An 11,224-nucleotide genomic window follows, 5' to 3' on the forward strand; every position below is an offset into this window, starting at 1 on the left:
CGCTCAGCGACGCCGCAGGCGGCGGACGATCTCGCCGACGCTGCGCAGCAGCATCGTCCGCGAGCGGAGCGCGGGCAGCACTCCGCGAGGTCGATCGGGACTGGCGTTGGACTCGTGGACGCGGCGCAGCACGACCACGTCGTCCACGTGGGCGGTGCTGCGCCGGAGATTGCCGACGAGGGCGAGCCACAGGTCGTGCGACTCGACGAGGAACGGCGGGAAGGGCAGCGCGGTCTCCAGCGCTGCACGGCGCAGCCCCATCGCGCACCCGTAGTAGGGACGCATCCCGGCGAGCACGCCACCCACGTTGCGCGCGTGGCGGGTGGAGTCGTCGGAGCGGAGGAGCCAGCCCTCGGCGCCGAAGGGCGAGCTGAGGGCCTTCCCGGAGCCGAGCAGCGCCACGTTGCCCGCCACGACGTCTGCCCCGGCGAGCGCTCGGACCATGACGTCGACCCGCCCGTCGGGCCACACGTCGTCCTGGTCGGCGAGCAGGAGCAGGTCGTGCCGGCAGGCGAGCAGCGCCTGCTCGAACGTCGCCACGTAGCCCCGGTTGACCGGCGACTCGATCAGCCGGACCCGCTCGTCGGCGAAGGAGCCGACCACCGTCGGCGTGTCGTCGGTCGACGCGTCGTCGACGATGACGAGCTCGTCACGCGGTCCGAGCTGGGCCAGGATGCTGGCGACCTGCTCCCCGACGTAGAACGCGCCGTTGTAGGTGGCCATGGCCACCGAGACCGGCGGTCGCTCCCCCACCGCACCCTGCTCACGCGTCGACACGGACCGGCCCCCTCTCCGCGTTGCGATGGCCGGCGATGCCCCGGATCAACGAGGCGACGTGCACGGCGAGCCCCACGGTGGGCCCGACCAGCAGCGCCGTCACGCTGCGCTGCTCGAGCGAGCCGGGAAGCAGGAGCAGGAGCGCCGTGGACACGGTCGCGACCACCCATCCGCCGAGGAACACGGCATGCCGGTTGGTGGCCTGGCAGGTCGCGCCGGTGACCGTGAGGACGGCGAGCAGCGTGGCGGAGAGCGTCAGCAGCCCCAGCACCCAGCCCTCGACGCGATAGTCGGCGCCGAAGAGCGTGGACATCAGCCACGGACCGATCGCCCACGCGAGCAGGCTGCCGACAGCGCCCACGGCCGTGAGGATCCCGACGACGACCGCGAGGGCACGCCCGAAGCGGCGGCCGGCGTGGACGAGGTAGGACACCGCGATGCCCTGGACGGCATTGAGGGGGACGAGCAGAGGTGCCCGCGTCAAGGAGATCGCGAGGATCAGAGGTGCGGCGTGCCGGTAGGCGGCCGGCGTGGTGGTCGAGGCCAGCAGGACCGGGAACCCCACGATCACCGCGGCTGCGGAGGCCTGGGCCAACATGGACTGGGCGATGCGCCATCCGAGCACCCGCCCGGAGCAGTCGGTGGCGGTGGACATCGCCCGACGGACGGTCGCAGCAGTCGCAAGGACGGCGAAGACCGCCAGCGCAGCCACCGCGGAGCCGGCCACCATGCCCAGGAGGCTCGCTCCGAGCGCGACTGCGGCCGCGGTCAGCACCAGGCGCGCGGCGGCCTCGGCGCCGATGACGGTCGCGGACCCCGACCACTGCCGCCGCCCGGTCAGCGCGCCGACGGCGGTCGAGTGGAAGGCGTAGCCCGCGACGCCGAGCCCCATGAGCAGGGCGACGGGCCACGCGTCGCCGAGGTCGGCCTCCGGGCCGAGCAGCCGACCGTGCCACACGACGACGAAGACCACCATGGCGACGGAGCACGCGACGGAGACGACCCCGGCGACCTTCCACAGGCTGGGCCCGACAGCCCGCGCGTCGCGCACGGCTGCCGCTGCGGACCGGGTGACCTCGGTCGCCAGGCCGGAGAGCAGGCCGTAGGAGAAGAACAGGACGGACAAGATGGTGAGGAAGGTGGTCGCGTCGGCGGTCGAGAGCGACCGGGCTGCCAGCCACATCACCGCATAGCTCACCAGTGCGGACGCACCCGCTGCGAGGGCGACCAGCACGGCGGCGCGGCCCCGCTCACGGCCTGCCGCCGCCTCCTCACGCTCCATCGCCGCCTACTCTAGTCCGGACATGACGCACACCCCTCGCGTGGCTGCCGTGGTGACGGCCTACCACCCCGACGCCTCCCTGGCGCGTGCCGTGCGGTCCGTGGTCGACCAGGTCGAGCGGGTGGTCGTCGTCGACGACGGGTCGCCCGCGGCGGTGCCGGAGCTGGACGAGTGCGCTGCGCTCGGAGCGATCGTCGTGCGCCACGGGACCAACCGCGGCATCGGCGCCGCGCTCAACACGGGCATCCGGGCGGCGCGCAGCAGCGAGCCGTTGCTGACCCACGTCCTCACCCTCGACCAGGACTCCGAGCTCCCCGCCGACCTCGTCGCCGCCCTGCTCGCCGCCGAGCACGACGCCCGGGCCGTCGGAATGCCTGTCGGCATGTCGTCGCCGGGCTCGGTCGCGACCGTCACCCGCGGGAGCACGACGCGAGCCGACACCTACGCCGAGGGCGGCGAGCCGATCCAGTCTGGCCTGCTGCTGCCCGTGGCTACGCTCGACCTGGTCGGCGAGTTCGACGAGTCGCTCGTGATCGACGGCGTGGACACCGACTACTGGCTCCGCTCGCTCGACCACGGTCTGGTGGCGATCGTCGCCCCCGGCGCCGTCCTCGAGCACCGGCTCGGGCAGCCCATCGTGCTGCCCAGCGGTCGCCGGCTGCCCCTGGTGGTGGCGAGCGACTTCCGATACTTCTACCAGTGGCGCAACCTGGTCCGGCTGCTGAGCCGCCACGCCCGGCGCCATCGCAGCTGGGCCGTCGGGGCGGTCGCCCGCGCCACGCGCCACCTGGTGATCGTCACCGTGCTCGCGCCCGGCCGGGCCGCCCGGCTGCGCCTGGCCGCCGCGGGCCTGCGTGCGGGACTGCGCGGCGAGGCCGGGGTGATGCCGGAGCAGCGTGCCGGGGACCGACGCGGCCTCTAGGCCGTGGCGTTGTCGCGGCCCTTCGCCCTGGTCGTGCGCTTGCGCCGCACGGGCGCGGCGATCTGGGCATCGAGCAGCCGGTGGGGGTCCATCATCGGCGCGGCGATCGACGCCGGCGTGTAGAGGTCCTTGTCGGGGATCCCCCAGCGACGCACCACGAAGTGCCGCTCCCACGCCTGCACCGTGCCGTCGCGGGTCTGCGACTCGAAGTGGAACAGCTCGCAGTTGGCGACCCAGACGGTGCGATAGCCGTGGCGGGCGACCTTGTAGCAGAAGTCGACGTCGTTGAAGTTGGACGGCAGGGCCTCGGTGAACCCGCCGACGCCGAGGAACACCTCACGTCGGATCGCGGCACACGCCGCGGTGACGCCGGTGACCTCGCGGTTGACCGCCAGCTCCCCGAACGGGCCGGGGTCCTCGCGGGTGCGGAACCGGAAGGGGTGGTGGTAGTGCCGGCCCCAGTAGCCGTGCCCGGCGTGCTGGATCGAGCTGTCGCTGAAGTAGAGCTTGGCCCCCGTCAGGCCCACGTCGGGCTCGTCCAGCGGGCCGACGAGGTTCTCCAGCCAGCGGTCGCTGATGACCTCGACGTCGTCGTTGAGGAAGACCAGCCGCTCCCCCGTCGCCCGCAGCGCGCCCACGTTGCACTTCTCGGAGAAGTTGAAGGGCTTGGTGAACCGCTCGAGGACCAGCTTGTCGCCGGCGATCTCGCGCAGGCGCCGGAGCACCTTCTTGGGCGTCGGCTTGTCGTAGACCACGACGATCTCGACGTTGTCGTGCTCGGTCCTGGCCAACGCCGTCCGCACGGTCTCCTCGACCAGCACCCGGCGCTCGCCGAACACCAGCGCCGAGCTGCCGAGCGTCGGGATGACGATGGACACCTTCACGGCGGGATCGAGGTCGCGCTGGATGACGTAGCGACCCGCCTCGCGCCCCTGCTCCACCCGCCCCTTGATCCCGAGCCGGTCGAGCTGGTCCTGGACGGCCCGCTGGCCGGCGATGGTGGCGTAGGGCTTGGCGTCGATGTCGGCCGCGGCGGACCCGGGGATCGCCCGCCAGTGGTAGAGCACCTGCGGCACGTGGACCACCCGGCGCGCGAGCTCGCTGACCCGCAGGGCGAGGTCGTGGTCCTGCGAGCCGTCGTAGCCCTCGCGGAAGGCACCCACCTCGCGCACCAGCGACGTACGCATCACCGAGAGGTGGGAGGTGTACATCTGCCCGCGCAACCGCTCCGGCGACCAGCGCGGCTTGCGGAACTCCGAGTGGAGGTTGCCGTCCTCGTCGGCCTTGTCCTCGTCGGAGTAGAGATAGTCGACGTCGTCGTGCGCGCCGATGTGGCGCGCCATGGCCTTGAGGGCGTTGACGGCCAGCAGGTCGTCGTGGTCGAGGAAGGCGAGGAACTCGCCGCGGGCGACCTCCACGCCGTCGTTGGACGCCTTGACGATGTGGCCGTTCTCGGTGCGCTCGACGAGCCTGATCCGCGAGTCGAGCGCCGCCTGCTCGCGGACGAAGTCGCGCACGTCCGGCGACGGCGAGCAGTCGTCGACGAGCACCCACTCCCAGTCGGTGAACTCCTGGGCCAGCACGGAGGCGAACGTCTCCCGGAAGACGTCGAGCGGCGGCTCGTAGACGGGCGTGACGATCGAGAACAGCGGCGCGCTCATCGGCCCGCGCCCCGCAGCCGTCGGACGGCCCGACGCGCGAGGGAGGGTGGCGCGACGCTCGACTCCAGCTCCGCTACCCGCCGGGCGAGCGCAGCGTTGCGCTTCCTGGCGTTCTGGAGCTTGGTCGTGAGCCCGGCGATGCGCTTGGCCTGGGCCCTCTTGCGCTCGGTCAGCCGGGTCTCACGGCCCTGGAGTCGACGCAAGGCGCCGTGGAGTCGGAGGATCTCGTCGTTCTGGCGTCCGATCTCCGCCTCGATCCCGACGACGTGGTCACGGTTGAGCAGCTGCGCGTGCCGCGCCTCCATGACCTCCTTCTCGAACTCCTTCACGAGGGCGACCTGCTCGGCGAGCGCCTGCTCGGCGCGCTCCTTGTCGGCGAGCGCCGTGCCGCCGTCGGGACCGTCGCGCAGCTCGGTGATGTTGCGATGGGCGGCCAGCAACGCGGTCCGCTTGTCCAGCACCTCCGCGTTGAGTGCGGCGAGCTGCGCCTCGTAGGCGCCTACGACGTCGCGGACCGTGCGGTCGGCGCGCTCGAACAGCACGGCCCACGGGGAGAGGAAGGTGAGGTCGACGTCGGTGCGCCGGAAGAAGCCACGCTCGGCGAACCAGGCCGCCCAGGTGGCGGTGGACTTGGTGTTGACGTGGGTCGGCTCGTCGTGGTCACCGGGACTCGAGGAGAACAGCACCCGGTCCGTCACGGCCGTCACCTGGTCGATCGCGCGCTGGGCGTCCTGGGGCGCCAGGTGCTCGATCATCTCGATCATGCTGACCAGGTCGTAGCGCCCCTCGATCGGGTCGACCGCCGACGCCACCCACAGGTGCTCGCGCACGTCGGGGTGCGCTGCCTCGATGGCGTGCTGCGAGATGTCGAAGCCTCGTGCGTCGGCCCCCTTCTCGCGGAGGGCCTGGACCAGCAGCCCCTTCGCGCAGCCGACGTCGAGCATGCGGCCGCGCCCGGCGATCGCCACGATGCGGTCGGCGACCAGCTGGAAGAAGCCGCGCCACTGGTCGTTGTCCCAGGCGTAGTTGTCGTAGCCGCCCAGGTGTGCGTCGTTGTAGTAGCAGCTGCCGTAGTCGGAGGCCACGGTCCCACTCTGCGGGGCCTGCTGGTCGTCACCCATGAAGTTCCTGTTCCTGTCGTCCGGCGCGGGGCCGGGCGAACGATCGGTTCGGCGATGGAGGCTACCGCAGGTGCACCCCTGGGCCGCGCCTTCGGACTGTGCTCAGCGTTCGGTGCGGCTCACGCGTCGGACTGCCTTCGACAGTGGCGAGCGCCGTGGGGCCTTCTGGTCGCGCCGCGCCTGCCGCAGCCGGCGCCGCAGCCTGCGCACGCGTCGCCCGGCCTCGGCCAGGCGAGCCTCTGCTGCCGTGAGGTCGAGGTGCGCGAGGTTGCGCTCGTGCCGCACGCGGTCGAGCTCCTCGCGGGTGGCGACCGTCTCGGCACGCGCCTGGGCGAGCTGGGCGTCGAGGGAGGCGATGACCTCCTCGCGGTGGGCCACCGCCGTCTGCATCGCGTGCGTGGTCTGGCCGAGGCTCTCCTCCAGGACGCCGATCTGGGCGGCCGGCGGACGCAGGAGCTCCCTCAGGCGCGAGCCCTCCGAGCGGGGGGCGCGGCCGGAGGCGCGCGGCCACTGGTGCCAGGGGGACTCGTGCGTGTCCAGGCGGACCGACCGCAGCCGCACGTCGTACGCCCGCATGACGGGGATGAAGGACAGCTGGTCGCGCCGGGAGTGGCGCAGCGCCTGCTCCCACCACGCCGTCATCGCGGCGTCGATCTGCGGCGTGTGCCGGCGGGCCAGCATGCCGGTCCAGTGCGGGTTCTCCTCCAGCGCCTCGCTGCCGTCGAGCAGGTAGTGCGTCAGCTGCTCGTAGACCCGCGCGAAGTCGTCGAGCCCCCCTTCGAGGACGGCCTCGGCCTCGGCGAGGATCGAGGAGCGGTAGGAGTGCAGGGGGGCCGCGACGTCGGCGTCCGACAGCCAGTCGTCGAACAGGTCGTCGGGGGGCGTGGTCAGCGCGACGGTGTTGTCCACCCACAGCGTCTCGTCGTAGTCGTCGAGGACCGGGTGGCCGAGGATCTTCAAGGCCCTCGCGCTCCGGGTGAGGTCGTGCGGCAGGCGGCGCTCGACCACGACCACCTCCCAGGTGTCGCTGGTCAGCTCGGGGTCGTCGGTCAAGCAGATGAACGGCAGGTCGGAGTCGCGTGCGACCTCCTCCTCGCGCAGCTGCTCGTAGCCTCCGATGAGCGCTCGGTAGACGGCGCGCCGGGGGCGGCTCATGCGGCGTGCCTCGCCGTCAGCACGACGTCCTGCCCGTGGAGCCAGCCGCCGCGCAGCAGCTCGTCGACACGCCTCGCGCTCACCGGCGGGATCGTCACCAGCTCGCCCCCGCGCCGATCCAGCGTCCTCATCGTGAACTCCTCGGCCAGCCGTGCCTTCTCGAAACCGTCCATGTGCAGCACCTCCACCAAGATCGCCCAAGGCTCCGCACGTCGCACCAGCTCGCGGGCGCCGTCCAGCACGTCGAACTCGGCTCCCTCGACGTCGACCTTGACGCACACGCGCTCGCCGGGGCGCAGCGCGAGCTCGGAGTCGAGCGTGCGCACCGGCACGCTGAACTCCTCGAGGCGGTGCTCGGCATCGGTGCGGTGGGTCTCTGCCAGCCCTGAGCGACCCGACCACTCGGTGTCGGCGACGAACGCCGCCTCACCGTCCGCGGCGCCCACCGCGATCTCCCTGAGGTCGATGTCGATCCCGGACTCCTCGATCGACCTGCGGAGGTAGGGCAGCACGCGCGGGTTGGGCTCGAAGCACACCTTCCTCGCGTCGGGCCGCACCGGGGCGCCCAGCATCATCTCCCCGTAGTTGGCGCCCACGTCGACCACGACGTCCCATTCGTCCAGCCCGAGTGCCGTGTCCCACAGCAGCGACGAGCCCCGGCTCAGCGCCCCGCCGGCCTGGGCCAGCTCACGAGCACGATCATCGTCCGGGTCGACGTACATCCGGTGCCCCGTGGGGCTCGTCACGTAGGGCTCGTCGTCGGTTCGGTCCGTTCTCGGCACCCAGCCTCCTCCACATTTGGGTAACAAAACCGTATCGGGCCCCCGCGGGCCGACACACAGCGCCTCGGGCGGGCGACGGGGACAGGCATGGGCACCGCGCTCGTACGGCGGGTGGAAGCAGCGGGTCGCCAGCTCGCGGTGGAGCCTGCGGTGGAGGTCTCGTCGCTCGCGCTCGAAGCCGCACGACCGATCCCGGCGGCCCTGCCGCCGCCGGGTCTCAGACGACGCTGAGCGGCAGGAGCGTCTGCCCGGTCGGGCCGACCTGGATCTCGGTGCCCATCTCGGGGCACACGCCGCAGTCGTAGCAGGGCGTCCAGCGGCAGTCCTCGACCTCGATGTCGGCGCCGTCGGCGGCCGCGAGCGCGTCCTCCCAGTCGCTCCAGAGCCAGTCCTTGTCGAGGCCGGAGTCGAGGTGCTCCCAGGGCAGCACCTCGTCGTAGTCGCGCTCGCGGGTGGTGTACCAGTCGACGTCGACGCCCGTGCCGGCCAGCGCCCTCTCGGCCGACGCCATCCAGCGGTCGTAGGAGAAGTGCTCGCTCCAGCCGTCGAAGCGGCCGCCGTCGCGCCACACCTCCTCGATCACCCGGCCGACGCGCCGGTCGCCGCGCGAGAGCAGGCCCTCGACGATGCCGGGCTTGCCGTCGTGGTAGCGGAAGCCGATGGCCCGGGCGTACTTCTTGTCCTCGCGCACGACCTCGCGCAGCAGCCGCAGCCGCTCGTCGGTCGCCACGTGGTCGAGCTGGGCGGCCCACTGGAACGGCGTGTGCGGCTTGGGCACGAAGCCGCCGATGGAGACCGTGCAGCGGATGTCGTTGCGCCCGGAGACCTCGCGACCGGTCTTGATGACGCGCTTGGCGAGGTCGGCGATGGCGAGCACGTCCTCGTCGGTCTCCTGCGGCAGGCCGCACATGAAGTAGAGCTTCACCTGGCGCCAGCCGTGGGAGTAGGCCGCGGCGACGGTGCGGATCAGGTCGTCCTCACTGACCATCTTGTTGATGACCTTGCGCATCCGCTCCGAGCCGCCCTCGGGGGCGAACGTCAGGCCGGAGCGCCGGCCGTTGCGGGAGAACTCGTTGGCCAGGGTGATGTTGAACGCGTCGACGCGCGTGCTCGGCAGGGACAGGGAGACGTTGGAGCCCTCGTAGCGGTCGGCGAGGCCCTTGGCCACGTCGCCGATCTCGGTGTGGTCGGCGCTGGACAGCGACAGCAGGCCGACCTCCTCGAAGCCGGTCTTGCGGATGCCGTTCTCGACCATGTCGCCGATGGTCTTGATCGAGCGCTCGCGCACCGGGCGGGTGATCATGCCGGCCTGGCAGAAGCGGCACCCGCGCGTGCAGCCGCGGAAGATCTCGACGGAGAACCGCTCGTGGACGGTCTCGGCGAGCGGCACCAGCGGGTTGGCCGGGTAGGGCCACTGGTCCAGGTCCATCAGCGTGTGCTTGCGGACCCGGAACGGGATGCCGGGGCGGTTGGGCACGACGGCCTCGATCGCGCCGTCGGCGCCGTAGGCCACGTCGTAGAAGCGCGGCACGTAGATGTTGCCGGTGACGGCCAGGCGGCGCAGCAGCTCCTCGCGTCCGCCGGGACGCCCCTGCGCCTTCCACTCGCGGACGACCTCGGAGATCGCCAGCACGACCTCCTCGCCGTCACCGAGCACGGCGGCGTCGACGAAGTCGGCGATCGGCTCGGGGTTGAAGGCGGCGTGCCCGCCGGCGATGACGATCGGGGCGTCCTCGCCGCGGTCGGCGGCGTGGATCGGGATGCCGGCCAGGTCGAGCGCGTTGAGCATGTTGGTGTAGCCGAGCTCGGTCGAGAAGCTCAGGCCGAAGAGGTCGAACGCGCCGACCGGGCGGTGGCTGTCGACGGTGAACTGCGGGATCGGGCCGTGCTCGTCGCCCTCGCGCATCACCCGCTCCATGTCGGGCCACACCGAGTAGGTGCGCTCGGCGAGGATCCAGTCGCGCTCGTTGAGCACCTCGTAGAGGATCTGCACGCCCTGGTTGGGCAGGCCGACCTCGTAGGCGTCGGGATACATCAGCGCCCACCGCACGGTGGGTCCGCCGGACTCCGAGGCGTCCGCGCAGTCCCAGTCCTTGACGACGGAGTTGAGCTCGCCGCCGACGTACTGGATGGGCTTCTGCACCGAGGGAAGCCTGGCCTCCAGGCGCGGGAAGACCGACGCGACGGACATGCTGCGAACACCTCGACTGAGCTCGGGGAAAGGGAGGACGGGGCGGGGCACGACACACGACCCGCGGCCGACCACCAAGACTACGTCGCGCCAGGTGGCACGGCCTACTCAGCGGCCTGCTCAGCGGCCTGCTCAGCGACCTGCTCAGCGGCGGAAGGGTCCGGCCGAGCGGAGGTGGATGTTCTGGAGCAGGCCGAGGGCCAGCATGCCGGCGAAGAGCGAGCTGCCGCCGTAGGACACGAACGGCAGCGGCACGCCGGTGACCGGCATGATGCCCAGGCACATGCCGATGTTCTGGAAGGCCTGGAAGCCCCACCAGCAGGCGATGCCGGCCGCCGCGACCCGGCCGAAGAGGTCGTCGGCGCGCGCGGAGATCGCCAGGGCGCGCCAGATGACGACGGCGACCAGCAGGATCAGCAGCCCGGCACCCACGAGGCCGAGCTCCTCACCGGCGACGGTGAAGATGAAGTCGGTGTGCTGCTCGGGCACGAAGCCGGAGCGCGTCTGCGAGCCGTCGAAGAGCCCCTGGCCGAACAGGCCGCCGTTGCCCACCGCGATGCGCGCCTGCTCGGTGTTGTAGCCGGCCCCGCGCGGGTCGAGGCCGGGATCGGTGAAGGCGAGGAAGCGGTCGACCTGGTAGGGCTTCAGCACCCCCAACGACACCGCCGCGACCGCGCCGACCACCCCGCCGAGGGTGAGCCCGGCCAGCCACAGCCGGCCGGCTCCCGCGACCGCCAGCACGCCGAAGACGGTCGCGGCCAGCACGAGCATGGTGCCCAGGTCGGGCTGCAGCAGGATGAGCGCGGCCGGGACGGCGGCGATGGCGAGCATCGCGACGACCTCCAGGCTGCCCACGCCCCTGCCCCACCGGCGTTCGGTGCGCTCGGCCACCACCAGCGCCATGCCCACCACCACCGCCAGCTTGGCGAACTCGGCGGGCTGGATGGACATGCCGCCGAGCTGGATCCACGACCGGGAACCGTTGATCGTGCTGCCGGCCACGAGCACCATCACCAGCCCGCCGACGCTCGCGAGGTAGGCCAGCGGCGCGAGGATGCGCACCCACCGGTGGTCGGTGGCGATCACCGAGACCATCAGCACCAGGCCGATGGCGACGTTGACCAGCTGCTTGCGCAGGTAGGCGTTGGGGTCACCGCCGGTCAGGTCGATCCGCGTCGAGGTGGCGGACCACACGAGCAGGGTGCCGAGGACCACCAGCAGCCCGGCAGCGAGCATCAGGGACCAGTCGAGGCCGGGGGCGCGCAGGCTCGACCCGCGCAGGGGACGCTGTCCCGGTCGGGTGGCGGGACGGGTCGACAGGACGGTCATCGCA

At 72.1% G+C, this 11,224-nt stretch carries 9 protein-coding genes; 1 reads left to right on the forward strand and 8 read right to left on the reverse strand.

Annotated elements, in window-relative coordinates; genetic code table 11:
• Positions 1-3: 3 nt before the first annotated feature.
• Together AC54T2_RS12625 and AC54T2_RS12630 are read right to left on the reverse strand one after the other, a co-directional pair.
• Positions 4-777: a glycosyltransferase gene (locus tag AC54T2_RS12625; RefSeq protein ID WP_496666339.1), complete on the reverse strand. Its 774-nt coding sequence runs from the start codon at positions 775-777 to the stop codon at positions 4-6.
• Positions 764-2,059: a polysaccharide biosynthesis protein gene (locus tag AC54T2_RS12630; RefSeq protein ID WP_489974821.1), complete on the reverse strand. Its 1,296-nt coding sequence runs from the start codon at positions 2,057-2,059 to the stop codon at positions 764-766. The genes AC54T2_RS12625 and AC54T2_RS12630 overlap by 14 nt, the downstream gene beginning before the upstream one ends.
• 22 nt (positions 2,060-2,081) lie before the next feature.
• Between AC54T2_RS12630 and AC54T2_RS12635 the strand changes: the two genes are divergently transcribed.
• On the forward strand, positions 2,082-2,981 hold the full coding sequence (locus tag AC54T2_RS12635) for a glycosyltransferase (protein ID WP_496666340.1): 900 nt from the start codon (positions 2,082-2,084) through the stop codon (positions 2,979-2,981).
• Here the strand turns inward: AC54T2_RS12635 and AC54T2_RS12640 are convergent.
• From AC54T2_RS12640 to rodA, 6 genes are all read right to left on the reverse strand, one after another.
• Positions 2,978-4,642 carry a glycosyltransferase family 2 protein gene (locus tag AC54T2_RS12640; RefSeq protein ID WP_496666341.1) on the reverse strand — a complete coding sequence of 555 codons (1,665 nt, stop codon included), beginning with the start codon at positions 4,640-4,642 and terminating at the stop codon, positions 2,978-2,980. The genes AC54T2_RS12635 and AC54T2_RS12640 overlap by 4 nt on opposite strands.
• Positions 4,639-5,763, reverse strand: a complete 1,125-nt coding sequence (locus tag AC54T2_RS12645) for a class I SAM-dependent methyltransferase (RefSeq protein ID WP_496666342.1) — start codon at positions 5,761-5,763, stop codon at positions 4,639-4,641. The genes AC54T2_RS12640 and AC54T2_RS12645 overlap by 4 nt, the downstream gene beginning before the upstream one ends.
• A gap of 102 nt (positions 5,764-5,865) precedes the next feature.
• Entirely contained in the window at positions 5,866-6,918 is a 1,053-nt protein-coding gene (locus tag AC54T2_RS12650; protein WP_489974825.1) for a glycosyltransferase domain-containing protein, read from the reverse strand.
• On the reverse strand, positions 6,915-7,664 hold the full coding sequence (locus AC54T2_RS12655; protein ID WP_496666343.1) for an FkbM family methyltransferase: 750 nt from the start codon (positions 7,662-7,664) through the stop codon (positions 6,915-6,917). Before AC54T2_RS12655 ends, AC54T2_RS12650 begins: the two co-directional genes overlap by 4 nt.
• Before the next feature lie 253 nt (positions 7,665-7,917).
• Positions 7,918-9,891, reverse strand: coding sequence for a TIGR03960 family B12-binding radical SAM protein (locus tag AC54T2_RS12660; RefSeq protein WP_489974827.1), 1,974 nt, complete (start codon positions 9,889-9,891; stop codon positions 7,918-7,920).
• A 144-nt stretch (positions 9,892-10,035) separates the two neighbouring features.
• The gene (gene rodA, locus AC54T2_RS12665; RefSeq protein ID WP_496666344.1) at positions 10,036-11,220 is read right to left on the reverse strand and encodes a rod shape-determining protein RodA; all 1,185 of its coding nucleotides are present in this window, start codon (positions 11,218-11,220) and stop codon (positions 10,036-10,038) included.
• Positions 11,221-11,224: the final 4 nt, after the last annotated feature.

The sequence above is a fragment of the Nocardioides sp. Z35_8 genome (assembly GCF_059621125.1).